We start from the raw sequence: 26,341 nt of genomic DNA, 5'->3' as shown, positions 1-26,341 counted from the left end.
CTATTAATGCGGAAGTTTAACACTCGCCGCGGCGTGTCGCACTCTATGTGAGTGCGTGGATTGAAATATACCCGTATTGACATGGAGGCAACTGGCCGAGACATGGTCGCACTCTATGTGAGTGCGTGGATTGAAATCGACAAGAGTATCACAATGAGATATATCGGAATGGGTCGCACTCTGTGTGAGTGCGTGGATTGAAATGTTCCATTCTTTCCATCTCTGTAATCCTGTCTCTGGTCGCACTCTGTGTGAGTGCGTGGATTGAAATTCCTGGAGGTGGGAAGTGGAGCGCTGGCACTATTGTCGCACTCTATTTGAGTGCGTGGCTTGAAATATGATGTACAAGTACAACCAGGGTCAGGACCCTGTCGCACTCTATGCGAGTGCGACAAGTGCATGGATTTAACCGATCTATCCCATTTCTGTTAGATCACCTCATCCCTCTCCATCGCTACTTATCTCCCACACGCGACCGTTTCCTTTGACCCTAAAGCTCTCCTAATCCCAGGAGGGCTTTTTTCATTTGTTAACAAATCCCCGCTGTTTCCTCAGAATCTATTCATAAAATTAACCAACTCCTAAAATGCGGATAACATCCAGATTACAATTGAAAATTACAGTAGAGGTATAGACGTCTAGACAATTTCGATGAAAGGAGAATAACTTGAACAGGTTGCAGGCCAGTCCCAAATACGGACTACTGATTACAGTTCTCATCTGGACCTTGTTTCCGATCTACTGGATGGTGATCGTGGCCACACAGACCGATTTGTTTGCGGATGTGTCGCTATTCCCCCGTTCTGTTACGTGGGAGCATGTGATCAGTGTTTTTACAGAAGAAAATTACTTAGGGGCGTTAATCAACAGCTTTACCGTTACAGCCATCTCCTTGCTGATCGTACTCGCATTTGGCTTGTCCTGCGCATATGTCTTGGCACGGCGATCCTTTCGGGTACCGCTCAAAAAAACGCTGTTGATCTGGATTTTGCTGGTCAGAGTGCTGCCACAGATTACATTTGCACTGCCTTTATACATCTTAATGAACGATGTGGGGCTTCTGAGCACCAAAATGCCGATTGTGCTGGCACATATTCTGGTGAACTTGCCTTTTGTCATCTGGTTTATGATTGCATTCTTCTACCATGTTCCGGAGGAAATCGAAGAAAGCGCAAGGATGGACGGTGCATCCGAATTTACGATCTACTATCGGGTGGTGCTGCCGCTCGTGGTGCCGGGCATCGCCGCCATTTCGATTCTGTCCTTTATGGCTTCATGGAATGAGTATTTGTACAGTGTTATCTTCATTCAGCGTCCCAGCGACTTCACGATTCCGCTGAAGCTGGCGACGCTCAACAGTGAGCAGGAATTGACGGAGTGGGGCAAGGTTGCTGGCGGCGGGCTGATATCCATGATGCCGGTGCTGCTGGCGGCGATTTTTATGCAGAAGCATTTAATGAACGGCCTAACGGCCGGTGCAGTGAAAGAATAGGAGGATAAGAGAGAAATGAAAAAACGTATGGTTGCATTAGTAAGCATTGTGACGGCAGTTAGCATTATGGCAGGATGCCAGTCATCCTCTTCCACATCGGCCAATGAACCGACCAAGCTGGTGATCGCCGCTAGGGGCGGGACGCACGTAACAGCGATGGAAGCGGTGAAAGAAACGTTTGAACAAGAACATAATGCGCAAATCGAAATTCTCGGTCTGGAAGCAGCGGACCTGAAGCAGAAGGTGTCCCTGGATTCAACAAGCAAGAACGGTGCTTATGATCTGATCATGGCTGACGACCCGTGGATGCCGGAGTTTGGCGAAGCAGGCATTTTTGCGAATCTGTCCGAGCTGGGTGTAGAGGCTGACGCAGATTTCGAGGAATCCTCGCTGGCGCTCGGCAAGCATCCTTATGAGACAGGCGATCTGTATGCTCTTCCTTTTGCAGGCAATGTACAGCTGTTCTTCTACAATAAAGAGCTGCTCGACAAACATAGCCTCAGCGTTCCGCAAACCTGGGAAGAAGTGGTGAATGCAGCGAACACCATTCAAGCTTCGGGAGATGGAGCAGGCTATGTCATCCGCGGACAGCAGGGGAACCCGATCGTTTCCGATTTCCTGCCGATCTTCTGGGCACATGGCGGACAAGTGTTTGACGACAATTGGAATGCGCAGCTAGACTCCGAGGCCGGGCGCAAAGCGCTGGACACGTATATCAATCTACTGGCAGCCGGCGTGAACTATGAGCAGACCGACATTGTAAGCTCGGTATCCGAGGGACGCGCAGCGATGGCTTTGGGCTGGCCGTCATGGTTCATTAGCGAAGGAAAGGCTAGCGCGAATTACGCTCCAATTCCGTCCAAGGCGTCCGCGAGCGATGCCGAAGCTTCGACCGGTATGATTGGCAACTGGATGATGGGCGTTGCTGCCAACTCCGAGAACAAGGAGCTTGCAGCGAAATTCCTGACCTTCATTACAAGCAGCGAGAGCCAGAAGGTAATGGCTCAGCACGGCGGTGTGCCGACACGGAAGAGCGTGTATCTGGACAGCGAATTGTCCGCGAAGTTTGAGCATTTCCCTGTACAGCTCGAAGCGCTGCAGAACTCGGTAGCCAGACCGAGAACGACGAAATGGTCTTTGGTTGAAGAAGCACTGGGTGCTGAACTGTCAGCGGCTATTGCTGGAACGAAATCGATCGAGGACGCGCTTGCTAGTGCTAACCATGCGATTAATCAAATCATGCAATAATAGCGGTTTGACGATAAAGGAGCGGAATGAATTTGTATAGCAGGCGGCGGTTTCAATGGGCCATGCTGGCTCCCGTAATCTTGTTGTTAATCGGATTGACGGTCTTTCCGTTCATCTATACCGTCTCAAGCAGCTTTACCGACCACTACTACTTGGCGGGTGATTCCAAACAGTTTATCGGGATTGCCAACTACAAGCGCCTCCTGCAGGATCAGTTATTTCTTCAGGCTATCTGGAATACTGTCAAGTTCATGCTACTGGCGGTTTCGATTGAAACCGCCTTGGGACTTGCGATTGCACTGCTGGTCGAGAGCATGAGACGGGGCAAGAAAGTGCTGCGCGTATCGCTGCTGATCCCGTCGCTGCTGCCGCCGGTTACGGTGGCGCTGATCTGGCAGATGATGCTGAGCAACCATAATGGCATTATTAATCATCTGCTCGGCTGGTTCGGCGCAGGGCCTTTCAATTTTTTGATGGACGTGAATCTAGCTTTCCGAACGATTCTGTTCATTGACATCTGGCAATGGACGCCGTTTGCTTTCCTGCTGCTGTATGCTGCGCTCCAGGCCGTACCACGGTCGCAATACGAGGCAGCCAGAGTGGATGGCGCCGGCAAACTGAATATTTTTACGCATATTACGCTTCCGAATATTATACCGACGCTGCTGCTGGTGATCCTGCTTCGCACGATTGACACGTTCCGCCTGTTCGATAAAGTGAACATTCTGACTGGCGGGGGGCCGGCCAATTCAACGATGACCGTGACCCAGTATATCTACAGGCATGGCGTGTTTAATCTGCAGGTAGGCTACGGCGCGGCTGCATCCGTTATCATGGTTGCGCTGGTCCTGGCTTTCACCGTGTTCTATATTAAACGGTCCATCGGAGGCAGCGAGCAAGATGGGCATCGTTGATTCTGGGATGGTCGGGTTTGGCGAAGCGACCGTATGACGGCTGGCAGCAGGGGAGTGGGAATTGTAATTAATCAAATGAGGACATGTGATGGCATGAATGTGGAGCAATGGATGAAGGACATGGAGGAATGGGGCGAGCAAGTGGCCGCCTTCCAGCGAGAAACGAAACGAGAACAGCAACTGAAGGTGTCGACCAAAGGGCATGAGATGGACTTTGTGACCAATGTGGATCTGAAGTCTGAGGATATGCTGGTCCAGCGCATCAGTGAGAAATATCCCGATCACAGCATCCTGACCGAGGAGCGTGGGTTAATCGACAAGCAGAGCGACTATTTGTGGGTGATCGATCCGATTGACGGGACCACCAATTTTATTCATGGTTTTCCGATGTCCTCTATCTCGGTCGCTTTGCAATATAAAGGGATCACGCAGGCCGGAATCGTCTATGCGCCGTGGATGGCGATGAAGTTCAGTGCGATTCGGGAACGGGGCGCCTATCTGAATGGGGAACGCATCGCGGTGTCACAGACATGTGAGCTGAGGCACAGCTTGCTGGCCACCGGATTTCCTGCCGGAGACAGCCAGTCGACCGTGAACCTCGCTTATTTCAACCGGATGATCAGGAAGGTGTCGGGAATCCGGCGCACCGGCAGTGCCGCATTGGACCTGTGCTTTGTCGCTGCCTCGTTCCTGGATGGCTATTGGGAATTCGATTTAAGCGATTGGGATATGTGCGCAGGGGCTTTAATTGCGAAGGAAGCAGGGGCCATAGTACTGAACAAGGATATGGACAATCACAGGCTATTAATCTGTTGCAATCCTCGCATCTTCGATGTGCTGCAAGCCGGCTTGCTTGAGCAGGAAGAATACTAACAGAACCGGGAGGCTGTAGCATTGGGCACCTATCAACATATCAAACAGGAAATCGGAAAGATGATCGACAGCAAGCTGTGGAAGGTCGGCCAGAAGCTTCCTTCGGAATATGAGCTGGCTAAATATTTCGGCGTCAGCCGCGAGACGCTACGGACGGCGATCAAGCTGCTTGAGCAGGAGGGCAAGCTGCTGGTGAAGCACGGCGTGGGCACCTTTGTCATCAAGCCGCTTCCGATGATTCCGAGCCGGCTTGAATTTCTCCAGAGCATCGGGACGATGATCAAGCTGGCAGGTTTGACGGAAGAGGAGAACAAGGAGATGATCGGGGAAGTGGAGTGCAGCCCCGAGTGGGCCGAGGCGCTGAACATTGAAGAGGGCTGCGGGGTAGTCAAGCTGGAGCGCATTCGCTATGCGGACGGCGATGCCGTTGCTTACTCGATCAATATTATGCCGAAGGAGCTGGTGGGCGACGCCTTTGAGCGGATTGATTTCTCCGGGTCGCTGTTCGGCTTCCTGGAGGACAAGTGCAAAATTCAGATTGCCAGGGCGGACACCGAGCTGCTAGTTCCTTTGAAGAAAGACAAGTACGTGCAGCGTCTGCAAATTGATAAAGAGGAAGAAACGCCCGTCATCTTGATGAAACAGCTGCATTATGACGAGCAGAACAAGGAAGTGCTGTATTCGCTTGATTACTTGCGTAATGATGTGTTCAATTTCTGGATTCGCCGGGAACGAAAATAATCATCTTATACCGGTTAAGGAGTGGTTATGATGGGCACGCGGCATTCATGGACAAGCAAACTGTTGAAGGTGGTATTAAGCGCAGCAGCAGTGCTGCCTTTTATCGCAACTAGCGCGTCGGCAAGCTCGGTATTCATTGACGCCAATCCGTACAAAGCGTTTCACGATACGTATGATGAAAGCGATCCGGACCGCAAATTCCGCGATGCGCTCGATATGAAGTTCTACAACGTTGAGCTGGACATCATGGTGGACACGAATCGCACCCGTTACGAAGGGCCGCAGTATCCTGACTATTTGCAGGGCAAGGTGAAGCTGTACGTGAAGCATGATGCGGCTGCCTGGCCCAATACGAGGCATCTGTATCAATACTTTGAAGATATGGCCGCGCAGATTGCTGCCCGAGGCGGCAGCATTCACGGCGACGGAAGAAGCATCATCGTCAACCTGGACATGAAGACGGCCAACAGCCCGAACTACGAGGATGTGGCTGACTCGCTGCAGGCGATTTTCACCCATTATGAGTCTTATATGAGCCATGGCTACATCGGCAGTGCGAACAGCTTCACCGAGCGTGCGATCACCGTGTGCTTGTCTGGCACTGACGCGCTGAAGAATGCGTATTTCAACTACATTTCCGGACAGACGGGCAAGCTGCTGGCCTTTAAAGACGAGGTATACAGCATAACGCATAGCAGATATGGCAATGTCGCTGATTATTTCCCGAACGCTGCGGACATCTATCACCGGTTCTATGCGGTTCACTGGAAGCATATCGAGAGCGGCTTTGACACGCTGATGCCGGGCAACTGGTCGCAAGAGGAAGAGCAGCGCTTGAAGGACATGATGTACATGGCCGAGCAAAAAGGGTACACGCTCCGCTTCTACAGCCTGAACGGCAATGAAGGCGCATGGCATTACAAATTCCCGAACGGCGACGGGGACGCGGCACAGCGCTGGACCCAGTTCGCTTACATGAACCACAAGCTCGGTACGCGCCATTTCGTATCGACCGATTCCTACCAGTCCATGACGAAGTTGTTCAATCACTTTCTCGTTCCGCTCCGGGATTACAACCACCGGGTTGAGAAACCTGGCGGCACGCAGAATGGGGTAGACGTATCGGTGTCCATAACGGATGACCGGCGCGTCGTTGAGGTGCACAAGGCCGAAGGGCTGTTCAACAACAATCTGTGGTATTCCGTCGGGTCCGTACGTGATGACGGGTACATTCAGTGGGTGACGAACGAACGCATCAATCCTGGCGGTCAGAATAAAAACGGCGTTCAGCCTCACAGTGATGTCACGAATGTGGGCGGCCAGCAGATCGTGGTCCAGGTCAATAAAACCGACGGCACCGGTTCCGGGCTGTGGGCCAACATCGGCAGACTGGAGCCGAACTCGACCATCACCTGGATCACCAATGAGCGGATTGCCATCGGCGGCTCGCATACGTCGGGAGATTGGCCGCACATCGCCATCGACGGCGATCGGGCAGTGCTTGTGTACCTGAATGGCGGCAAGCTTCACTATCACACCGGGCGCATCAACACATCGAACTACAGCATAACGTGGAGCAACAGTGGAACGATCAACAATCAGAATGGCGAGCGTCCGGATGTCGCCTTCCAGGACGGCAGAATCGTTGTCGTGTATCGGGACGGCGGACGACTGAACTATACGACAGGCACATGGGGCCAGAACGGGAATATCACCTGGAACGCAAGCGGCAGCATGGGCGGTCAGGATGGCAAGGATCCAGCGGTTGCCTTTATTGGCACAGACAAGATCATTGAGCTGCATACGAGTCAAAATACGGGCCTGATCTGGTACAACATCGGGGAGCTGGAGTGGCCGAACATCCGCTGGATTCACAACTATGTGTGGGATTCCGGCGTGTCGTCCCGCCCGAGCGTCGATTATAACGCAGCGACCAACCTGCTTGTCGATCTGCACAAATCGGGGATGAATGATGCGTTGTGGTATAACACCGGGAGCATTCATTTTCCATAACGAATAGAGCACAGGCAGAAAAGTGAGAAAAGGAAGAAAAGGCATGATCGCCGCCATCCCTTGGGGAGGCTGGTGATCATGCCTTTCTTGTTTACCTGTTCTGTTGTGCGGCAAGATATTCCTTGACCCGCCCAGCGGCTTCCATGACCGAGTTCGCCTGGATCGTGACGCGCTTGTCACCGTCATAGTGGCTCGCGGTATGCTCATAGCGGGGATCATAGTAATACTGCAGCAGCAGGCCCACGGCATCCTCATATTGGCTGCTCTCGAGATGACGCTGGATCTCCGCCGCGATCGGGGTATGAATCCGCTCCTTGATGCGCAGAAATGCCTCCATGCACGCTTCAGCATGCTGCTCGGGCTTATAATCCTCGATGATGTGACGGATGCGCGCTTCCATCGGAAGGTCGATCCACAGATGAGTGCCTTGTTCTTTTTTGGTCAACAAAAATTCAGGCAAGGCCACTTTCCCGATGCGCTGGCTTTCGGCTTCAAAAAGCATGTAGGGTGCCTGCTGATGCTGAAGCAGCTCCTGCAGCAGCAGGGCATCGAATGTCTTCTGGTTACGGGCCGCGTAGCCAATGTGACCAAACACCGATCCGCGGTGGCCCGCCATGCCTTCGAGATCAAGCACAGGGTAGCCCTCCTGCTGAAGCTGGCGCAGGATTTCCGTCTTGCCTGATCCGGTATGGCCATTCAGGACGATAGCAGGGGCCTGGAGCTCATAGCTGGCCAGCTGATCAACGACCCATTTGCGGTACGCCCGAATTCCGCCCGTCAGCCGATAGGCCTTGATGCCCATTAACGAGAGGACGGTGGCCGACGTTCTGCTGCGCATGCCTCCCCGCCAGCAGAAGACCGCCTTCTGCTGCGGAATGGCCGCGAACTCGCGGATAAATGCCGGCAGCTTGGCTGACACGATCTCAAGTCCGCGCTCCTTGGCCGCCTGTACGTTCACCTGCTTGTACAAGGTGCCGATTTCGGCCCGCTCCTCGTCGTTGAAGATCGGGATGTTGATGCTGCCCGGAATCGTTGCAGCAGCATATTCGGACGGCGATCTGACATCAATCGGAAGCAGATTATTGTCTTTCTGAAGTTGTAGCAGTTCTTCAACAGAGATGTCGTGAATCAAGTGTTATCGCTCCCTCTATAATAGTCCTTAACGGACGACGATGTGCCCTGGATGCTCTGCTGTAATTTCCCCGATGCGCGCCGCTTCGACGCCCGCTGCCAGCAGATCGGCAAGCAGCGCCTCGGCCTGGCTGCCGTCCACGGCAATCAGCAGGCCCCCGGATGTCACGGCATCACACAAAATATACTGATCCAGCGGATCCATATCAGCCGGGAACGTCACCGATCCCTCGAGATGGGCGAAATTGTTCTTCGTTCCTCCCGGCACAAATCCGGCCTCGGCCAGCTCGCGAACACGCGGCAGCAGAGGGACGAGCGCCTGCTCAATGACAACGCCGTTGCCGCTGCCCTTGGCCATCTCCGAGGCGTGTCCAAGCAGGCCGAAGCCCGTAACGTCCGTGCAGGCATGCACGTCATAGGACGCCATCGTCTCGGCCGCCGTTTTGTTCAGCGTGGACATGACGGTGGTAACGCGCTGAATCTCTTCCTCGCTGAGCTGATCCTTCTTGATGGAGGTGGTCAGAATGCCGACCCCGATCGGTTTGGTCAGAATCAGCTGATCTCCCGGCTTCGCGCCGGCGTTAGTCCGCACTTTGTCCGGATGCACGAGCCCGGTCACAGCCAGGCCAAATTTCGGCTCCTTGTCGTCAATGGAGTGTCCGCCAACGAGCGTGACGCCAGCTTCCTTCAGCTTGTCGCCCGCGCCTCGCAATATGTCGGACAGAATGCTTTTGTCCAGCGTATGGATCGGGAAGGCCACAATGTTGAGTGCGGTCAGCGGCGTGCCTCCCATCGCATAGATATCGCTGATGGCATTGGCGGCAGCAACCTGGCCGAACGCATACGGATCATCGACGATTGGCGTGAAGAAATCGACCGTCTGCACCATGGCCATCTCATCGTTGAGCTTGTATACCCCAGCGTCATCGCTGGTGTCCAGGCCGACCAGAAGGTTCGGATTCGGCTCGGCAGGCGGAAGGCTCCGGATGACCTGCGCCAGGTCGGCAGGTCCGATCTTGCAGCCGCAGCCGCCTTTGGAGGATAGAGACGTCAATTTGACGTTGTTTATATGATTTTGAAGTGACATCATCACAACTTCCTTTCAATAGGAACTGGGCATACACTTACCCAAGTCACTATTATACTCCTCCAATAAATAATAGTAAAAACCTCGTTTGCTTGTGATATAATACTATCCGTTCTTATCAATCTATTACTGTTCTTACCGGAGGGAAAGGAAATGCATAGTGTGGAAACCACCAAGCCGTCCGGTCACTTCAATCGAAAGACATTGCTGTTTGCATTGCTCTTTATCGTGATCACTGCGGCTGGCTTGTTGTATGTAAAATGGTGGCCGTATTATGGCAAAGCCATCACGTCTGCGACCACGCATTCGATCGGCTCGTCGATACTAACCGGTGCCGGCGATACGATTCCGGCGCCTTCATGGAGCGCCGCCTGGGAATATGCGGCGGCTTATTTTAAAGCCGTTTGGAAAGCGGCTGTGCTCGGTATACTGCTCGGCTCGCTCGTGCAGGTGCTGCTGCCTTCCAAGTGGCTTTTGGATATGCTCGGCAAAGCCAATTTCAAGAGCACCGCTATCGGCGGTCTGGCCTCCCTGCCCGGGATGATGTGCTCCTGCTGCGCCGCTCCGCTCGCTGTCGGGCTGCGCAAGAAGAAGGCGTCGATAGGGGCAAGCCTGGCCTTCTGGATTGGCAACCCGACGATTAACCCGGCAACACTGATCTTCATGACATTTGTGCTGTCCTGGGAATTCACGCTGCTGCGCCTGGTGTTTGGCCTCTTGCTTACGTTCGGGGTCAGCTATCTGGCGAACCGCTTTGCGCCGAATGAACTCGTGCCGCAGCAGGTGCAGGCTGCGCTTCCGGAGGACAACGAGCCGGAGCAGCCGATGTATGTGCGCTGGGGCAAGGCGATGTGGAGCATGTTCATATCGGTCATTCCGGCGTATGTGCTGGTCGTGCTGATGCTCGGCGCATTCCGCGCGTGGCTGTTCCCGGCGATGGACGGGGCGGGCTCGAACAGTCTGCTGGCCATTATCGGCTTTGCCATTGCAGGCATGCTGTTTGTCATCCCGACCGCTGCCGAAATTCCGATTATCCAGTCCTTCATGGACATGGGGATGGGCGTTGGCCCTGCAGCGGCGCTGCTGATGACACTGCCGGCGATCAGCCTGCCTTCACTGCTGATGCTGGCGAAGCATTTTCCAGGCAAGGTGCTGGCATTCACTGCATCCTCGGTTGTGGTGATCGGCATATTGGCCGGACTCGTCGGCTGGATGCTCCTGTAGAATATACAAAGGACTTCAATTCCACGGTACAGGTGGGAATGAAGTCCTTTTTTTATATTGCGGCTTATGGTGGCAGCCAGCGCTTGGGGGACAGCTATGGTGCAGCCTGTGATCAACCGGTTGTTTCCGGTCCAGTGCGGCGGGCGGCACGTGGCACGGGGGGATAACGGCATGAACGCCTAGAGGAGTCCCGCCCATCGCAGTCCATGCCAGATGCCGTCCTGCTCCGCCTCGGAGGTGACGAAGGCGGCCAGCTTCTTGACAGCCTTCGGTGCATTGCCCATCGCGATGCTGCACCCGACGAACCGGAACATCTCCATATCGTTATAGTTGTCGCCAAAAGCGTAAATATCCTCCGGCCTGAACCCGGTTTCGGCGATCAGCCTTTTAATGCCGGCCGCTTTCGAACCTCCCGCAGGCAATACATCCATCGAGCAGGGATGCCAGCGGACAAAATGCAGGTCCGGAAATGCCAGTCGGAACATCGCCTCATGTTCCTCCGTGCAGAACAGCATCGTCTGGTAAATGTGCCTGCCTTCGTAGTACCGAGGATCGCATTCTGGATGGAGGACATCCAGCGAGCGCATGCACTGCTCGACATAGGGGTGATGCTGCTGATTGCAGCGCATCCCTTCCGCATCGAGGTACACCAGCGGATGCTCCCGCTCTGCCGCGAAGGCGGCCAGCTGCGCAACGAGCTCCGGCCCGATCGGGTTGCTGTAGATCAGCCGGTGTTCGTGCACGACATATTGCCCGTTAAAGCTGACGTAGGAATGCAGCCCCAGCTCCCGCCGCAGATGCTCCAGCATGAACGGGGAGCGTCCGGAAGCAAGCGCCACAGTGTGCCCGGCTTCCTTCAGGGTGAAGATGGCGCGCTTGGCGGAGGCCGGAATCCGATTATGTCGGTCCAGCAGCGTGCCGTCGATGTCGAACAGGACCAGTTTTCCTTGCGGTTTGTTCACCCGATTCACGCTCCCAGCGGCTCGGCGCTGTCCGCCAGATTCAGCCGGACCTTCTCATGCAGACGCAGCGCCACCGGGGAGATGACCTCCCAGTTCCGTTCATCACTGCGGATATCGTAGTGGAACTCCTTGCCCTGGAACTGGACGTTGACGACTTCACCGGGAATGCCTTCCGTGCCGTCTGGCTGGAGCAGAAATTGATCGGGGCGCACAGGATATAGACCGCTCGCTTTGAAATAATCGGCAATGCCGTCACCGTTCCAGGCGGTGTTGCTGCCTTCCGGCGTGAACAGGTTGCCGCTCCAGCTGCCCTGCACCAGATTGGACTTGGATACAAACTTGGCGACGAATTCGGTCTCCGGCCGCAAATAAATGTCCTGCGGCGTTCCGGCCTGTTCGATGCGGCCGTCCTTCATGACCACGATCCGGTCAGCCATGGCCAGCGCCTCCCCCTGATCATGGGTGACGTAGACGATGGCCGATCGGGTTCGGCGGTGGACCTGCTGGATTTCGCGGCGCATATCCATGCGCAGCATCGCGTCGAGGCTGCTGAGCGGCTCATCCATCAGCAGCAGGGAAGGCTCGGGAGCCAAAGCCCGGGCAATCGCGACCCGCTGCTTCTGACCGCCGGACAGCTCGTGTGGCATCCGCGCAGCCAGATGGGACAGTCCGGTCAGCTCCAGAATTTGCCGGATGCGCTCCTCTTCCTGACCTTTAATACGGGCAGGGGTGGCTTTATGGGTCCGGATCGGGAAGCGGATGTGCTCGGTCACATTCATATGCGGCCAGAGCGCGAACGATTGGAACACCATCCCGATCCGCCGCTTCTCCGGCGGCAGCAGCGTATGCTCGCCCGCCACGACACGGCCCTCCATCCGAACCTCGCCGCTGGTGGGCTGCTCGAATCCGGCCAGAATGCGCAGCAGCGTTGTTTTGCCACAGCCGGACGGGCCGAGTATGGCCACAAACTCCCCGTCCTGAATCGTTAATTGAATATCCTTCAACGCCTCGAAGCTGCCGAAGGATTTACTCACATGCTTGATCTCTATACTCATCGATGACACCCTCCGTTCACTTCATTGTTCATTAAGCTTTAAAGCCCTTGCGCGCGGCCCAGCGCTGAACGAGCAGCAGCCCCGCTCCGCCTATGCCAATCAGCAGGACGATCAGGCTGGACAAGGCGGTCGAGTAAAGCGTGTTGCCGGCCTGCTCGAAGCTGAATATGGTGACGCCAATCGTCTGCGAGCCGGAGGCATACAGCAGCGCCGATACCGTCAGCTCGGTCAGCGCGGTCAAGAAGACCAGCAGCCCGCCGGTCAGAATGCCGGGCAGCAGCAGCGGAAGCAGGATGGCGGTCCATTTGCGCCACGCGCCTGCGCCGGAGACCCGGGCAGCTTCCTCCATCGAAGCGTCGAGCTGCATGAAGGAGGTAATGCCGGAACGAATCTGCAGAATCAGGAAGCGGCATATATAGGCGATGAACAGAATCGTCATCGATCCGTAAATGCCGGGATTCCAGCCCGGAATCGGCTCCATCCAGACGAGAATCATGGACAGGGCAAACACGATGCCAGGCAGGGTGTAAGGGACGGCCGTCGCAAGCTCTGCCGCTTTATTGAAGCGGGTTGGCTTGCGCACCCGCATATAGGCGAATCCGCAGCCGAGCACGAGGCAGACCAGCATCGTCACGCCAGACAGCACGAGGCTGTTCTGGATCGCCTGCCATACCCGCTCATTCTCGAACAGAATGTAGCGATAGTTATCCAGCGTGAAGTTGGCAGGCGTCAGGCCAAGCCCGTAGGCCCGCTTGAGGGACATGGACACCATCGAGGCCAGCGGCACGACCGTGACCAGCAGCAGGAAGCCCCACAGCACCGCCGACAGCGGCTTGCGCATCTTGCCTAGCGCATAGCGGGGCGCATGGTCTGGCTGGATCGTGTCGGAGGCGTGGCTTTTGCGCAGCAGAATCCATTGGATCAGACTGCCGATCACCGCCGCCACGCCGAGCATGACGGACAGGGAAGCGCCGCGGGCAAAGGCCGATGGCCCGAAGCCGATAATCTCCTCATAGATCAAGGTGCTGAGCACCGAGATGTTCACCGGCGATCCGAGGAAAGCCGGAATGCCGAAGTTGTCCAGGGAAGCCAGAAAGACGAGCAGCCCTCCGGCCGTAAGCCCCGGCAGCGCCAGCGGGAGCGTAATTTGCCGGATCGTTTTCAGCCTGCCGGCCCCCCCGGCGCGGGCGGCCCATTCCAGGTCCCGCGGAATTTTGCGGAATACGTCCAGTGTGAACAGATATACCAGCGGAAAATGATGAATGCCCATCACAAATATGATGCCGCCCATACTGTACATGCTCCATGGCGTTAGGTCAGCATGAATCATCCGAAGCCCTTGGGCAACCCAGCCCTGTGCGCCCATGAAGGAGGACCAGGACAAGGTCAGAACATAGGACGGAAGAATAAAGCAGAGCAATACCGCCATATGCAGCAGCCCCTTGTAGCGGATGTCGGTATAAGCGACAATCCAGGCGAATGCGGTGCCAAGCACAAGGGAGAAGACGGTGGAGCCGATGACGATCACCGCCGTGTTCCGCAGGGTGGACCAGAAGCGGTCCTGCTGCAGCAAGTTGGCGTAATGGTCCAGTGTCAGGCCATGCTCTCCCTGGAAGCTGAGAAGAATCAGCTTCAGGATCGGATATACAAAGAAGATCAGTACCGCCGCTGCGCCCAGCAGTCTGGCGAGCAGCCTCAGGTTCAGAAGCTTCCGCAGACCGGAAAGGGACTTGCGCCCTTTTCCGGTCTTTGGGAGTGCGATCGTGCTAGCGTTTGTATTTTCCATCCATGCCGGTTCCATGTTGTTACTCACCAAACACCTGGATGAACTGCTGCTTGTCCGCTTCACGCTCGTCTGTCAGCTGCGCCAGATCGGCAGAGAGAATCTTCATGTCCGCGATTCCCTTAAGTCCTTCCGGCGGCGCGATGCCTTCCCGAATCGGGGAATAGCCAATCTCTGCGGCCAGCTTCTGTCCTTCTTCGGACAATACGAAATCGACAAACGCCTGGGCGGCCGGCACATTCGCAGCATCCTTCATGATGCCGATCGGCTCGGTGATGACCGGAACGCCTTCGCTAGGGTACGTTAATTCTACCGGCGATCCCTTCGCTTTCTCGCGGGCAACCATGTAGTCCACAACAAGCCCGTAAGATTTCTCGCCGCTGGCAACAGCCTGCATGACAGCGCCGTTTCCTTTAATGACAGCCATGCCGTTGTCCTTCATCTGCTGCAGGAAATCCCAGCCATAGCCATCGGTACGGCTGAATACGCCGATGTTATAGGCGGCTGCGCCCGAGTACAGCGGGCTTGGCATAATGCTGGCGTCTTTGCTTTCCGGCGCAGTCAGCACCTGCCAGGAATCCGGCGTGCTCGATACCTTCTGGGTATTGGTAGCCAGGACGGTAGCCATCACCTTGGTGCCGGCATACATGCCGTCCGGATCTGCCAGCTCAGCCGGAATGTGGTTCAGCTCGGGCGATTTATAAGAGAGCAGCATGTCTTCCTTCTTCAGCGCTTCAAACGTAACCGCATCGGCAAGCAGCAGCACATCGGCCTGAACCTTGCCCGCTTGGCGCTCAGCCTGGATCTTCGCCGTTACCTCCTCGGTACCGGAGCGGAAAATATCAATCTTCACATCCGGGTAGTGCTTATTGAATGCGGCAGCCAGCTTGCTTGCATCCTCTTCCGGCTGTGAAGTATAGAACGACAGATTGCCCGAAATTTCAGTTGTTGCGGCCGGTGGTGTTTCGGCACTGTCTTGTCCGGTTGTGGCAGCAGGCTGGGGATTGCCGCAGCCGCTGAATAAGAGCATGCCCGCCAGAAGGGGAAGTATGGCTTTTTTCGTTAATGGTTTCACAGATGATCTCTCCTTTGGTTCGTTCGTTTTTGTATATAAGGTGTAAAAATGAATCATGGCATCAGCTTGTGGCTTTCAGCAGCAGATGGCGATGAATGGCCTCGGCTACGCCGTCTTCCCGGTTGCTGCCGGTGACGACCGCAGCCCGTTCTTTCACATGGGGCTCCGCATTGCCCATGGCAATGCCGAGTCCGGCCCACTGCAGCATGTCGAGATCGTTGTCATAATCGCCGGCAGCGGCAACCTCTCTCGCGGGAATGTCATGGGCGGCACATAGCCGTTCCAGCGCGCCGCGCTTGGTGACCCCGGCCGCGTTCACATCAAACCGCAGGCTGCCTGTCCGGGACAGCTGATAGCGTCCCTGCTGCTCCAGCGCCTGGTACAGCTGTTCACGGGCCGTTTGGTCGTGGCAGATGACCGCTGCTTTATAGATCGGATCACCGGTGCTGCGGATAAATTTCCGGTAATCTCCGCCCACGTCCTCCACGCGGATAAGCATCGTCTGATCCCGGTAATTCACTTCGTTCAGCTCCCGGTTAGCCCTGACGACAACATTGTGGAGCGGCCAGCGCCGGTTCATGTCATTGAGCTCCCGCACATACAGCACATTGAAGCCGTAGAAATGAATGTAGGCCCCGGCGGTTTCCGCCAGGTCGAGCAATGTCAGAGCATCCTCCGGCAGAAGCGGAGTGCCGTCCAGCAAGTGGCCGGTATCGGCATCAATCGTCACCGCTCCGTTCAGCGCGACCAGCGGGAAATTCATGCCGACCTCCCGGGCGTGCAGCCAGACGGAGGCCGGGAAGCGTCCGGAGGCAATGGTGACATTCACGCCCGCCCGCATCAGCTGCCGGATCGCTGCCATCGTCTGCGGTGTAATCATCTTGTCCGAGTTGAGCAGCGTGCCGTCCATATCCAGCGCAAGCAATTTATACATCGATCAATCCTCCGTTAACATTCACTTAAATGGTGTACATGCTGAGCGGCTCGGGAATGGCTACCGGACCGTGGAACACCCGGCTCGCCTCCTGGCGCATATATTCAAGGTTGCCGTCACCCGGAAGGTGAACGAGGACAAGCTGTTTCACATTCGCCTTGCCGGCGATCATCCCAGCCTGCTGGGCATCCATATGACCTTGACCTGATGTATGCACACTTCCTTCGCAGATCGTCGCCTCGCACAGAAAAATATCCGCATCTCTGGCCAGCTCGATCAAGGATTCGCAGTAGGAGGTATCGCCGGAGTAGACCAGCACCTTCCCCCGGTAGGTGATGCGGATGGCATAGCACATAATCGTGTGCTGCACCGGAACGAATTCGATCTCGGCTCCGGCCAGCTTGATGGTGGTCGCCGGATCAATCGTATGCACCTCCGTATGCTCGCCGTAGAGCCTGCTGTGCATATCGACGGGCTCGCTTGGCGCGTACAGCTTCAGCCGGTGGTTCATTCGGCCGTTGCGAATTGCGCCGGCTGCCGCGTATTGAAGCACGCCGAGATCCGCCATGTGATCATAGTGCAAATGCGATAAAATGACACCGGACAAATGTTCAACCTTCGTTTCATACGGAAGCCTGCTCATCACGCCGCTTCCGCAATCCAGCAGGATCTGTCCTTCCTCCGTCGTAACCAGATAGCCGGCGGTGGCGCCGCCAGCCGACGGGTATCCTCCCCAATAGCCTAAAATTTTTACATTCATGCCTCACACCTCTTGTTCATGACCCAATGTTGTTACATTTGTTCTGCACGGTTACAATTGTAAGTAGGCTCTGTTATTGCTGTGTCAAGCTATTGTCAATTTTGTGTAAACGCCTGAACGCGGGGAGTCCCGTCGCTTGACTATGCCCGGAGTGCCATTTTATAGTGGGGGTTGTAATTGCAAAACGACTTGAAGTTGTACCAAAGAATGTAAAAGGGCGGACGACTTGTGAACCTAGAAGAACGCAAAAACATGGTAAGGGTGTGCAGGCTGTACTATTACGAATCCTGGACGCAGGAGAAGATTGCTGCGCAGCTGGGCGTGTCCAGACCCGTCATTTCCAAGATGCTGCAAAGGGCTCGGGACGAAGGGATTGTGGAGATTGTCATTCACGATGATGACCATGAGGTATCCAAGCTGGAGAAGGAGCTGGAGCAGCTCTTCGGCCTGACGCAAGTGCTGGTGGTGCCGACGAAGGACCTGAACAAGGAGCTGATCTCGAGCGCCGTCGGAAAAGCAGCGGCCCAGTTCGTGCTGAAGCTGATCCGCAACGGGGACCGCGTCGGGGTGTCATGGGGGAATACGCTTTATCATATGGTCCGGGAGTTTCCGCTGGAGAAGAAGGAGAATGTGAAGGTCATTCCGCTTGTCGGCGGCACCGGGAATGCCCGCAATGAGATGCACTCCAACCAGATCGCGTATGAGCTGTCCAAGAAGCTCGGCGTCAGCTGCGAAACGCTGTATGCGCCTGCCGTCGTGGAGACGGAGGAGCTGAAGGAGCAGATCATTCAGCTGCCCAACATCTCCTCGGTATTGCAGGAGGGAGAGCATATCGACGTGGCGCTTGTCGGGATCGGCAACCCGTATTCGATGTCAACGATGGAAAGATCCGGCTACCTCAACGAGCAGGTGCTGGCCGAGCTGAAGGAGATGGAGGTGGTTGCCGACATCAATTCCCGGTTCATCACCCGCAGCGGCGAGGTGAGCAGCCATCCGATCAACCGGAAGGTGATCGGGCTGCCGCTGGAGCAGTTGAAGCAGACGAAGACGGTGGTAGGCATGGCATTCGGACTTCATAAAATCGATTGTATTATAGCGGCGCTGAAGGGCGGTTACATCAACATGCTGATTACGGATGAAGCCACAGCGGAGCAAATTGTGAACATACAGCAAGGGACGCCGCGAATGTCGGGGCGCAGAGGGAAGAACAAGGGCTCTTGAGCGGCCCCAGCCCGAAGAGGAGAAGAGGACACCAGGCACAGCAAGCTGCGCAGGGTGTCCTCTTTCTTGATCTCATTCATCGTGATCCGATGCTGTCGTAATCTGTCCGGCTGATCCGATCGCGATCACGTAGGGCTGGTGTGCGTCTTCAGAAATTGCCGTGGAGACATGCCCTCGGCCTGCTTGAAGGCTTTGCTGAACGAATGCACATTGCTGTAGCCAACCTTCTCGGCGATCGTAGACAAGGACAGATGGTGATGAAACATCATCAGTTCTTTGGCTTTCTCCATACGATAGCGTATCTGAAACCGATGCGGGCTTACACCGAATGTCTGCTTGAACAGGCGGGAGAAATGGAACACGCTCAACACGGCCATTTTGGACAAGGTTTCCAGCGGAATGGTGGCGTTATAATGCTCCATAATATACGTAACGGCCCGCTCCATCGCCCGCTGGTGCATCGTCAGGTGAGCGTTGTCGGCGGCCCGAAGCCCCTTCAGAATCAGATAGAGGATGCGGAGCACCAGCGATTTCTGCAGCAGCGGATAATCGGGATCGCGCCGCTCGTAGGCGTGGATGATCTGCATCAGGGTGTGAAACACCTCGGCATGATTCGGAATGCGGATCACATTCGGCCAGCCGAGGGCGGAGCCGAGAATGTCGGGGCGGAGCCAGGCCAATTCCTCCTCGCTGCACTCACTGCGCCTTTTGAAATGAATCGGCACCGCTTCGTAATCCGCATAATCCAGCACGTCAAAATGAATATGGGGCATCCAGCACTCCCCCCGGGACATGACAAATTCATGCTCCAGCCCCGGCTTGAAGAGCAGAATATCCCCCGGCTCGGCAAGGAATGTCTCATTCTCCACGCGGATCGTAAGCTCCCCTCGCTCCACGTACAGCAGCTCATAGTCAAAAATGATTCTCGGCGCGAGGCGCATCCTGTCTACCCGGTGGTTCCAGGCTCTGCGAACGTTCGGGGACAGGCTTCGCATCAGGCGCTGAATCGTCGGCGGCATCGGCAGATGGTTCATCGTTTCCTCCTGATTCGCAAGATCGGATGCAATTATTCCGTCACAGACTCAATCCGTCGCTTGTTTCATGATCCCACAATAGCAAGAATGGACAACAAATCACAAGTCCTAACATCGAATAGGGGCGTCTGTCTTCGCTACAATCCAAGGTGTACACGTTGGTGAATAAACGGAACGCTGAAGATGAAGCAGGACGAATACCATGATATGAACACAAGGGAGAGCGATGAGCATGAGCGAATTTAACGGACTGGATGTCGGCTTGGGCAATTTGTATCGACTGTCAGCAGCCAAGACAAGATCCATCAGCGCGGAAAATTTTACGGGAGCGAAAGGGCAGGGCGGCATGGCCACGGAAGGAACAGGTGCGGGACCTGCGCGCGATCTGGGCCAAGGCTGGAAGGTGTCGCCATCGGTCATGATCCCGGCGGGCGAGGTGTTCACGATGGCGGAGATCGATGGTCCCGGGGCCATTCAGCATATCTGGCTGACCTGCGCGCCGGAGTGCTGGCGGCATCTGATTGTGCGGATGTATTGGGACGGGGAGAGCGAGCCGAGCGTGGAGACGCCGCTGGGGGATTTCTTCTGTAACGGCTGGTGTGAGCGCAGCAATGTGAACTCCTTGCCAGTGGCGGTGAACCCGGCTGGCGGTATGAACAGCTACTGGGTGATGCCGTTTCGCCGAAAGGCGCTGATCACGGTGGAGAACCGGATGCCTGGAGAGGTCGTGCTGTATTATCAGATCGATTATACGCTGACCTCGGTGCCCGAGGATGCGGCTTATTTTCATGCCCAGTGGAGAAGAAGCAACCCGCTTCGCTACAAGGATGTACATGTGCTGCTGGATGGCGTCCGGGGCAAGGGGCATTATGTCGGTACTTATCTGGCCTGGCAAGTGAACAACAGCGGCTGGTGGGGTGAAGGGGAGATTAAATTTTACATGGATGGAGACCGGGAGTTTCCGACAATCTGTGGTACGGGCACAGAGGATTATTTCGGCGGGGCCTGGAATTTCGAGCAGCCAAGGGGCGAGTACGCCACATACTCCACCGCCTATCTGGGCTTTCATCAGCTGATCAAGCCGGACGGCTTGTACCGGAGCCAGCAGCGCTTTGGCATGTATCGCTGGCATGTGCTGGACCCGATTCGCTTTGAGACCGATCTGCGCGTGAGCATCCAGGCGCTTGGCTGGCGCTCGGGCGGACGGTACTTGCCGCTGCAGGATGACATTGCGTCCGTCAGCTTCTGGTATCAGTCGGAGCCGCATGCGCCTCATCCGCCGCTGCCGGACAACGATGGGCTGGAAGTGATTTAAGCCGGGAAGGCTCGCCCTCGGCTGTTTCAACCGAGATCAATTGCGGCGGCAGGTTTCATCGAAATCGGCTGTAGTTGCTGATTCAGCGGTGCCAGGTGAGATACCTGGAGGATGTTGAGTGGCAAACGGGAAGGACCTCGGCTCCTGCGATGTGCGGGAGTGGGGTCCTTCTGGTGCTGTTATCGGTTCAGCCGGGATGAATTTGTTGGTTTGGCGATGCCCGGGCCCGGGAATGGTGTACAATATGATTACTGCATTAACAAACGGCAAGGCCGCATGGGGTGGACCGGCCACAGCAAACGGTCCCGCTGGGAGAATCATTCCTGCGTAAGTGAGCGATAATTGAAGGGGATTAACGAAAGTGCGCATTTTGTTACACGATATAAGTGATGTTCGTGAACTGAAGGTCTATGATACAGCGGAGTTGTATGGGGTCAAGGGGCGGTACCGTGTGCTGGAGTTCTCCGATCAGGCGGTGCAGGGGGCGATGGATCTGGATGATCCGGCGCGGATCGTTCTTGAGTATCCAAGGGCGATCATTCATCTGATGGATGCGAACCATCCGGATTTTGAGGCTGCATTCCTGATCGGGCACGGCATCGGGACGATTGTCCGCCATTATGCCGGCCGCCGGATGACGGCAGCCGAGGTGGACCCGCTCGTGGCGGAGCTGGCCTGCATCTATTTTGGAAGTGAAGCTGAATCTGTGAGGATAGGCGACGGGCGCGAGCTGCTGGAGCGGGAGGCGGCGGATACGCTCGATTATATGATCGTGGATGCTTTTACGAAGGAAGGGACACCGCGGCATCTGGTTTCGGCAGAGTTTTTCAAGATGGCGTCGGAGAAGCTGCATGATCAGGGGGCTGTCATCATGAACCTGATTGGACGCGGGACGAAAGATCCTTATATCCGTGCAATCCATACGACGCTGCAAACGGTGTTTGCTTATACGAAGGCTTTTTTTCTGTCGGATCGCCGCACCGATATGCAAAACATCATTCTCATCGGGGCTGCGCACCCGATTAGGTATCAGGAGCGGCATATGGCCGGCTTCCGGGAGGCCGGTCTTGATGAGGGCTATATCATAACAGATCGTTTGTAAGGAAGGGATGACATACATATGGAACAAGTATTGCTGGTGCTGGTCGGCATGCTGGCCGCGGTGAGCGGGGCGATTGCCGGCCTTGGCGGCGGATTTATCATCGTGCCGGTGCTGGCGCTTATGTATACGGTGCCGGTGCCCCAGATTTCGGGCACGTCGATGGCGGTTCTGTTCGTCAGCGCGATCTCCAGCACATGGGCATATGCCAGACAAAAGCGAATTGATTACCGGAGCGGCCTGGCGTTCTCGGTGGCGATGATCCCGGGCTCCGTGCTGGGTGCCTGGACGACGAGTATTGTGGACAGCCGCGTCTTTTTTATCGCGCTGGGGCTGTTCCTCATGCTGATGGCCATCGTGATCAACTTTAAGCCTACTGAGAGCCGGGGTGGATTTCTCCGGCCGACGGTGACCAGGAGCTTCATCGATGCCTCGGGCCTGGAGCATCGCTATGCGTTCAATCTGTGGTTCGGCTCGGGGGTGGCGTTTTTTGTCGGCTTTATCTCCAGCCTGTTCGGCATTGGCGGCGGCTCGGTGATGGTGCCTACCATGATTCTGTTTCTGGCGTTTCCGCCGCATATCGCGACCGCAACGTCCATGTTCTCAATCCTGCTCTCCTCGCTGGTGGGCACCATCTCCCATGTCGTGCTGGATCATGTGTTATGGGGCACGTTCATCTGGCTTGCGGTTGGCGCGCTGGCAGGGGGACAAATCGGGGCGAGGCTCGCCTCGAGGATCCCGGGGCTCATCATTGTCCGGATCTTGTCGGTATGCCTGTTCCTTGTGGCGATCCGGCTGATGTTTAAAGGGTAGAGGGGGCGAACGAGCGGGTCCTACATGTATCCGTTCCTACAGGTTTGAACACAGAGCGCTGGACCTGTGCAGGCACCATCGCTCTGCTTATGCTGTCGCTTGTTCCTGATCTCATCCAAACTGTGCATCGGTGACCTCGAAGTGCAGCCAGTGGAACGGCCCTGTCTCCAGCTGCCAGCTGACCTCGCCGCGGGACGGGACCAGGATGCCCTGAAATTTCCTGTACGCCTCCATCCTGACCGACCACGCTTCCAGGCGGAAGGTTCCACCGGCGTCCATGTAGCGCTGCGCCTCAAACCGGACAGGCTCGCCGCTTTCCTGAAAATAGAAGATGCCCGAGACGGCTGCTCCGCCATAGGAGATGGACGCCCGTGCAGCATCGGGGCCGAGCGCTTCCCATGTCATATTCGGCGACAATGCCGCCGGCGGATACCAGACGATCTCGGCCAGGTAGCGTACCAGCGAGCCTTGATCCACCTCAGGACCGCGGGCATGGGCTGCCGTGAGGATGCCCATCAGCTTGATCAGCATATCTGCATGCTGGTCCGCGTACAGATCTCTGCCGTAGATGGCTACACCCGGCGCTGCCCTGATCTTCGCTTTCCAGATAAAGGCTGGCGCAGCCAGCAGCGAATGCTGATCCGCCAGGAACGGCATCCATCGTCCATCCGGCTGGGTGCGAAGCATGCCCTTCTGGCGAATGTGCACCGAGCTGAAGGGGGTCTGATCCAGCGCCCCTGTAAGCTTCAACCATCTCGCTACCGGCGGTGGCAACTTGCGTAACCGGTCTTCTTCAGGTTGAAGGAACGATGACGGAAGAGGCGCTTGTCTAAGCAGGCGCGCTTCCTCCGCTGCTACGCCAGCCCGGTAAGCGCGATTTCGTGCAGCTATTCCGATGATCAGGCTGATAATTATCGCTGATATGACTGCGGCTATCCATAACCAGTACATGGCCAACCTCCTCACACAAGTCTTATTTTTTGTTGCGCTTAAATTGCCAGTAGATCAAATACGGGACCGGTGTGAGGCAGAGAATGAAATACTTGCTTGCATACCAGCCTGCTTCTCCTTTGGCATTGAAATGAAACGGAATTTGACTTGGCAATACGAAGGTCACCGCCAGCAGAATGACAAACGTTCCGGCGAGCAGCAGCAACGCCGTTCTGGTTGGCTTCTTCATACACAATTCCTCCTCTAATCATGATTAATGATGCCTTTCCTGCTTCCGGCACATCGCCACAATTCCCTGAACCCATGTCACGTTCAAGACGGTCGCCAGGGCAGCTAACCCAAGCAGGATTGCCGCTTGACCCCAGTTGTGTTCCAGGGCGAAGGTCAGAAGATAATACAGCAGGCCGATCAGGCTGAATGAAACGAGCATCGCCAGCACGACGTTCAGATTCTGCTTGACCGCTTCAGACTTGTTCAGCCAGTTCAGCTTCGGGCGGCGGGTGTCGATCCAGACACCGATTGCCGACCACAGACCAGCGTATAGCGACCCGATTGAGAAAATAATCACAATCTGTGTCAGACTGAATCCAAAATAAAGCCAGAAAATGAAGCAGTTCATGAGCAGCCCGCAGCAGGATAAAGAATAAGCAAAGGCCAGCTTGGCAGACACCTGGCTATGCCAGGCAAGCGGAACCAAGCGGCATATCCAGAAATGGCGGCCCTCTCTTGATACGCTGCTGGAGGCCACCGGATTAATGGCAGAGGTCGCGATGATCACGCCGAGTGCTAGCAGCAGGGAGAAGAAGGGTTCCTGCGCGACCATCTCTCTTACGGTGCCGGCATCCTCACCGGCAGAGCCCATGCTGAAAGCAAGGGGAAGCATCAGCGGGGGCAGGACGATGCCGAATAGCCCGTTGATCACGTATACAGGCTCCCGGAAGAAGAGCTTCAGCTCCTTGATGAAGCAGCTCACGAATGGGGTGCGCCGGCTGTACGGGCGAGTCGCTGTTGCCGAGACTGGAGCAGCCCGGCGGGGCTGCATTGGCAAGTACAAGCCGCTGCGAAACCATCGCCTGCTAGCCAGTACGTAGAGCGGAAGACTTAATGCAGATACGGCTGCGAACAGGGCCAGTGCGATACCATAATGCCAGGTTTCCGATCCGTGGATGAGGTGCAGCAATTTGCTGAGCACATCGCCCTGAAGCAGGGTTCCCGTCAGCCATCCGCAGCCGGTAACCGTGAGCAGGCTCCCGGCTAACCCAAGCCAGCCGGGATGAACGCGCATGCTGCACTGGGAAACCTTCAGGGCGAGCATAGCGATGACTGCCAGCAGGACCGATGGGATGACAGGCATGAACAGCATAATCGTCAAAGCCGCTGCGGCGAAGCCCATCGACGGGTGATGGCTGCCGTATACGCTGAAGACCGGCACGAGCAGCAGCAGTTCCAGCGTGTAGCCGAGCAGCAACGACACCAGCAGCTTGCTTGTCAGCAAAGTGCCAGGCTCGATCGGCATATGCAGCAGCCCGGTGTAATCCCTGGAGTAGCAGAAGAGGTGAACGGTATAGAATGCGCTCGCCAGGAGGAGCAGCAGCAGGATCGCACAGAGGAAGACGATTAGATAGGCTGATGGCGCGCCGGCTTCATGAAAGAACCGATAAGCTTTGGTCAACAGATTGACATAGCTGTACATGAGAAGGCTGCCAATCATCAGCAATATCGCGAGCATCACCGTCGTATGCAGGCTGATACCTCCTTGTCTCAGCCAGTGTCGAGCCTGGAGGAAGTTCACGTTGGTCAGCAGGATGCACCGGGTCAGCCTGCGGATCTGAAGCCTATTCATAATGCCGAATCACCTCCAGATACAGCTCTTCCAATGTCCGGCCTCCTTGCTGCGCGTGCTCATCAAGAAAGGAGGTGTGCAGAATCTTCCCCTGCTTGATGATCAGGATGCGATCGCATAAAGACTCGCATACCTCCAGGATATGGGATGAGAACAACACGATATGGCCTCGCTCGGCATGACTTTTCATTAATTGCTTCAGGACAAGGACTGATTCCACATCAAGCCCGGTCAGCGGTTCATCCAGAATCCACAGCCTGGGATCGTGGACGATGGAGGCCGTGATGAACAATTTCTGCTGAGTGCCATATGAGCAGCTTCCGATCGGCTTATGCAGATGCGGCTGCAGCTGGAATTGCTCTGTTAAGGTGCTGTACACTTCCGATCTTCTGGTGGCGCTGACGCCATACATATCGGCCATGAAATTCAGATATTCCTTGCCGGTCAGACCATCGTAAATGTGGTGGCTGCCGGAAGCATAACCGATGGCTGATTTGTATGCCTTCGGATCACGATGCAAGGATTGACCGTACAGCTCGATGCTGCCGTGATCAGGCTTTAGCAGGCCGAGGATCAGCTGAATCGCCGTCGTTTTGCCGGCACCGTTCGGTCCAAGCAGACCGCAGATGGTACCGCCGTCGATCTGAAAAGAGAGTCTGTCCGCAGCTGGCGCCGTCTGCAGATTGTATTGAAACGTCACATTGTCCACTGTCAGCATTACGTTGCCTCCTCCAGCTTCCGTCTTTTCTTTCCGGGTTGCAGATTCGCCGTCA

Annotated in this window: 24 protein-coding genes and 1 CRISPR repeat array; of the genes, 11 read left to right on the top strand and 13 right to left on the bottom strand. The window is 55.8% G+C overall.

All coding sequences use genetic code 11. From position 1 onward, the window contains the following. Positions 1-35 precede the first annotated feature (35 nt). Positions 36-337: a CRISPR direct-repeat array (repeat unit 32 nt; unit sequence GTCGCACTCTATGTGAGTGCGTGGATTGAAAT). 330 nt (positions 338-667) lie between these two features. The 6 genes from CHH67_RS12855 (at position 668) to CHH67_RS12830 (ending at position 7,281) form a co-directional block, all read left to right on the top strand. Further along, positions 668-1,492 carry a carbohydrate ABC transporter permease gene (locus CHH67_RS12855; RefSeq protein ID WP_230875737.1) on the top strand — a complete coding sequence of 275 codons (825 nt, stop codon included), beginning with the start codon at positions 668-670 and terminating at the stop codon, positions 1,490-1,492. Between the two features lie 15 nt (positions 1,493-1,507). Then, positions 1,508-2,740, top strand: a complete 1,233-nt coding sequence (locus tag CHH67_RS12850) for an extracellular solute-binding protein (RefSeq protein WP_095265574.1) — start codon at positions 1,508-1,510, stop codon at positions 2,738-2,740. Between the two features lie 32 nt (positions 2,741-2,772). After that, on the top strand, positions 2,773-3,654 hold the full coding sequence (locus CHH67_RS12845) for a carbohydrate ABC transporter permease (RefSeq protein ID WP_095265573.1): 882 nt from the start codon (positions 2,773-2,775) through the stop codon (positions 3,652-3,654). A 75-nt stretch (positions 3,655-3,729) separates the two neighbouring features. Next, positions 3,730-4,527, top strand: a complete 798-nt coding sequence (locus tag CHH67_RS12840) for an inositol monophosphatase family protein (protein WP_176475472.1) — start codon at positions 3,730-3,732, stop codon at positions 4,525-4,527. 21 nt (positions 4,528-4,548) lie between these two features. After that, complete coding sequence (locus CHH67_RS12835; protein WP_095265571.1) at positions 4,549-5,268, top strand: GntR family transcriptional regulator; 720 nt, start codon at positions 4,549-4,551, stop codon at positions 5,266-5,268. 63 nt (positions 5,269-5,331) lie between these two features. Further along, on the top strand, positions 5,332-7,281 hold the full coding sequence (locus CHH67_RS12830; protein WP_218832020.1) for a hypothetical protein: 1,950 nt from the start codon (positions 5,332-5,334) through the stop codon (positions 7,279-7,281). A gap of 91 nt (positions 7,282-7,372) precedes the next feature. On the opposite strand, the gene mnmH is transcribed toward CHH67_RS12830, so the two are convergent. Then, positions 7,373-8,413 carry a tRNA 2-selenouridine(34) synthase MnmH gene (mnmH, locus tag CHH67_RS12825; protein WP_095265569.1) on the bottom strand — a complete coding sequence of 347 codons (1,041 nt, stop codon included), beginning with the start codon at positions 8,411-8,413 and terminating at the stop codon, positions 7,373-7,375. Between the two features lie 27 nt (positions 8,414-8,440). Then, on the bottom strand, positions 8,441-9,499 hold the full coding sequence (selD, locus tag CHH67_RS12820; RefSeq protein WP_095265568.1) for a selenide, water dikinase SelD: 1,059 nt from the start codon (positions 9,497-9,499) through the stop codon (positions 8,441-8,443). A gap of 153 nt (positions 9,500-9,652) precedes the next feature. On the opposite strand from selD, the gene CHH67_RS12815 reads away from it, so the two are divergent. Next, entirely contained in the window at positions 9,653-10,723 is a 1,071-nt protein-coding gene (locus CHH67_RS12815) for a permease (protein ID WP_095265567.1), read from the top strand. A 179-nt stretch (positions 10,724-10,902) separates the two neighbouring features. On the opposite strand, the gene CHH67_RS12810 is transcribed toward CHH67_RS12815, so the two are convergent. From CHH67_RS12810 to CHH67_RS12785, 6 genes are all read right to left on the bottom strand, one after another. Next, positions 10,903-11,685, bottom strand: a complete 783-nt coding sequence (locus CHH67_RS12810) for a Cof-type HAD-IIB family hydrolase (RefSeq protein WP_095265566.1) — start codon at positions 11,683-11,685, stop codon at positions 10,903-10,905. 5 nt (positions 11,686-11,690) lie between these two features. Next, positions 11,691-12,740 (bottom strand): ABC transporter ATP-binding protein, encoded by a 1,050-nt coding sequence (locus tag CHH67_RS12805; RefSeq protein ID WP_095265565.1) that lies wholly within the window; start codon positions 12,738-12,740, stop codon positions 11,691-11,693. A gap of 31 nt (positions 12,741-12,771) precedes the next feature. Further along, positions 12,772-14,541 (bottom strand): ABC transporter permease, encoded by a 1,770-nt coding sequence (locus tag CHH67_RS12800; RefSeq protein WP_095265564.1) that lies wholly within the window; start codon positions 14,539-14,541, stop codon positions 12,772-12,774. Positions 14,542-14,545: 4 nt separating this feature from the next. Further along, complete coding sequence (locus CHH67_RS12795) at positions 14,546-15,553, bottom strand: ABC transporter substrate-binding protein (protein WP_095265591.1); 1,008 nt, start codon at positions 15,551-15,553, stop codon at positions 14,546-14,548. Positions 15,554-15,659: 106 nt separating this feature from the next. Continuing rightward, a complete protein-coding gene (locus CHH67_RS12790; RefSeq protein WP_095265563.1) occupies positions 15,660-16,532 on the bottom strand; it encodes a Cof-type HAD-IIB family hydrolase in 873 nt (290 codons plus the stop codon). 25 nt (positions 16,533-16,557) lie between these two features. Then, a complete protein-coding gene (locus CHH67_RS12785; protein WP_095265562.1) occupies positions 16,558-17,292 on the bottom strand; it encodes an MBL fold metallo-hydrolase in 735 nt (244 codons plus the stop codon). A gap of 228 nt (positions 17,293-17,520) precedes the next feature. Between CHH67_RS12785 and CHH67_RS12780 the strand changes: the two genes are divergently transcribed. Then, positions 17,521-18,513 (top strand): sugar-binding transcriptional regulator, encoded by a 993-nt coding sequence (locus CHH67_RS12780; protein WP_244908178.1) that lies wholly within the window; start codon positions 17,521-17,523, stop codon positions 18,511-18,513. A gap of 125 nt (positions 18,514-18,638) precedes the next feature. On the opposite strand, the gene CHH67_RS12775 is transcribed toward CHH67_RS12780, so the two are convergent. Next, positions 18,639-19,547 carry an AraC family transcriptional regulator gene (locus tag CHH67_RS12775; RefSeq protein WP_095265560.1) on the bottom strand — a complete coding sequence of 303 codons (909 nt, stop codon included), beginning with the start codon at positions 19,545-19,547 and terminating at the stop codon, positions 18,639-18,641. A gap of 232 nt (positions 19,548-19,779) precedes the next feature. Here CHH67_RS12775 and CHH67_RS12770 point away from each other — a divergent pair, with 232 nt between their 5' ends. The 3 genes from CHH67_RS12770 (at position 19,780) to CHH67_RS12755 (ending at position 22,774) form a co-directional block, all read left to right on the top strand. Next, the gene (locus CHH67_RS12770) at positions 19,780-20,862 is read left to right on the top strand and encodes a glycoside hydrolase family 172 protein (protein ID WP_095265559.1); all 1,083 of its coding nucleotides are present in this window, start codon (positions 19,780-19,782) and stop codon (positions 20,860-20,862) included. Positions 20,863-21,223: 361 nt separating this feature from the next. Beyond that, positions 21,224-21,964 (top strand): spermidine synthase, encoded by a 741-nt coding sequence (locus tag CHH67_RS12760; protein ID WP_095265557.1) that lies wholly within the window; start codon positions 21,224-21,226, stop codon positions 21,962-21,964. A gap of 18 nt (positions 21,965-21,982) precedes the next feature. Beyond that, entirely contained in the window at positions 21,983-22,774 is a 792-nt protein-coding gene (locus CHH67_RS12755; RefSeq protein ID WP_095265556.1) for a sulfite exporter TauE/SafE family protein, read from the top strand. 111 nt (positions 22,775-22,885) lie between these two features. Here CHH67_RS12755 and CHH67_RS12750 read toward each other — a convergent pair whose 3' ends face one another. From CHH67_RS12750 to CHH67_RS12735, 4 genes are read right to left on the bottom strand one after another with little or no spacing between them, the layout of a single operon-like run. Continuing rightward, the gene (locus CHH67_RS12750) at positions 22,886-23,725 is read right to left on the bottom strand and encodes a DUF6544 family protein (RefSeq protein WP_095265555.1); all 840 of its coding nucleotides are present in this window, start codon (positions 23,723-23,725) and stop codon (positions 22,886-22,888) included. 22 nt (positions 23,726-23,747) lie between these two features. Continuing rightward, positions 23,748-23,954 carry a DUF1648 domain-containing protein gene (locus CHH67_RS12745; RefSeq protein ID WP_095265554.1) on the bottom strand — a complete coding sequence of 69 codons (207 nt, stop codon included), beginning with the start codon at positions 23,952-23,954 and terminating at the stop codon, positions 23,748-23,750. A 24-nt stretch (positions 23,955-23,978) separates the two neighbouring features. Continuing rightward, positions 23,979-25,568, bottom strand: coding sequence for a hypothetical protein (locus CHH67_RS12740; protein ID WP_095265553.1), 1,590 nt, complete (start codon positions 25,566-25,568; stop codon positions 23,979-23,981). Next, the gene (locus tag CHH67_RS12735) at positions 25,561-26,286 is read right to left on the bottom strand and encodes an ABC transporter ATP-binding protein (protein WP_095265590.1); all 726 of its coding nucleotides are present in this window, start codon (positions 26,284-26,286) and stop codon (positions 25,561-25,563) included. The genes CHH67_RS12740 and CHH67_RS12735 overlap by 8 nt, the downstream gene beginning before the upstream one ends. Between the last annotated feature and the right edge of the window lie 55 nt (positions 26,287-26,341).

The sequence above is a fragment of the Paenibacillus campinasensis genome (assembly GCF_002272015.1).
GTDB lineage: Bacteria > Bacillota > Bacilli > Paenibacillales > Paenibacillaceae > Paenibacillus_AQ > Paenibacillus_AQ campinasensis.
The sequence above is the reverse complement of the archived record's forward strand: the minus strand, read 5'-3'. Positions and strand labels throughout refer to the sequence as shown.

Excerpts from the sequence above, each read along its gene's own strand:
- CHH67_RS12770 (WP_095265559.1), top strand. The coding sequence starts at position 19,780 with ATGAGCGAATTTAACGGACTGGATGTCGGCTTGGGCAATTTGTATCGA.
- CHH67_RS12750 (WP_095265555.1), bottom strand. The coding sequence starts at position 23,725 with ATGTACTGGTTATGGATAGCCGCAGTCATATCAGCGATAATTATCAGC.
- CHH67_RS12755 (WP_095265556.1), top strand. The coding sequence starts at position 21,983 with ATGGAACAAGTATTGCTGGTGCTGGTCGGCATGCTGGCCGCGGTGAGC.
- CHH67_RS12800 (WP_095265564.1), bottom strand. The coding sequence starts at position 14,541 with ATGGAACCGGCATGGATGGAAAATACAAACGCTAGCACGATCGCACTC.
- CHH67_RS12785 (WP_095265562.1), bottom strand. The coding sequence starts at position 17,292 with ATGAATGTAAAAATTTTAGGCTATTGGGGAGGATACCCGTCGGCTGGC.
- CHH67_RS12740 (WP_095265553.1), bottom strand. The coding sequence starts at position 25,568 with ATGAATAGGCTTCAGATCCGCAGGCTGACCCGGTGCATCCTGCTGACC.
- CHH67_RS12805 (WP_095265565.1), bottom strand. The coding sequence starts at position 12,740 with ATGAGTATAGAGATCAAGCATGTGAGTAAATCCTTCGGCAGCTTCGAG.
- CHH67_RS12815 (WP_095265567.1), top strand. The coding sequence starts at position 9,653 with ATGCATAGTGTGGAAACCACCAAGCCGTCCGGTCACTTCAATCGAAAG.
- CHH67_RS12775 (WP_095265560.1), bottom strand. The coding sequence starts at position 19,547 with ATGAACCATCTGCCGATGCCGCCGACGATTCAGCGCCTGATGCGAAGC.
- CHH67_RS12850 (WP_095265574.1), top strand. The coding sequence starts at position 1,508 with ATGAAAAAACGTATGGTTGCATTAGTAAGCATTGTGACGGCAGTTAGC.
- CHH67_RS12735 (WP_095265590.1), bottom strand. The coding sequence starts at position 26,286 with ATGCTGACAGTGGACAATGTGACGTTTCAATACAATCTGCAGACGGCG.
- CHH67_RS12795 (WP_095265591.1), bottom strand. The coding sequence starts at position 15,553 with ATGCTCTTATTCAGCGGCTGCGGCAATCCCCAGCCTGCTGCCACAACC.
- selD (WP_095265568.1), bottom strand. The coding sequence starts at position 9,499 with ATGTCACTTCAAAATCATATAAACAACGTCAAATTGACGTCTCTATCC.
- CHH67_RS12745 (WP_095265554.1), bottom strand. The coding sequence starts at position 23,954 with ATGAAGAAGCCAACCAGAACGGCGTTGCTGCTGCTCGCCGGAACGTTT.
- CHH67_RS12840 (WP_176475472.1), top strand. The coding sequence starts at position 3,730 with ATGAGGACATGTGATGGCATGAATGTGGAGCAATGGATGAAGGACATG.
- CHH67_RS12790 (WP_095265563.1), bottom strand. The coding sequence starts at position 16,532 with ATGTATAAATTGCTTGCGCTGGATATGGACGGCACGCTGCTCAACTCG.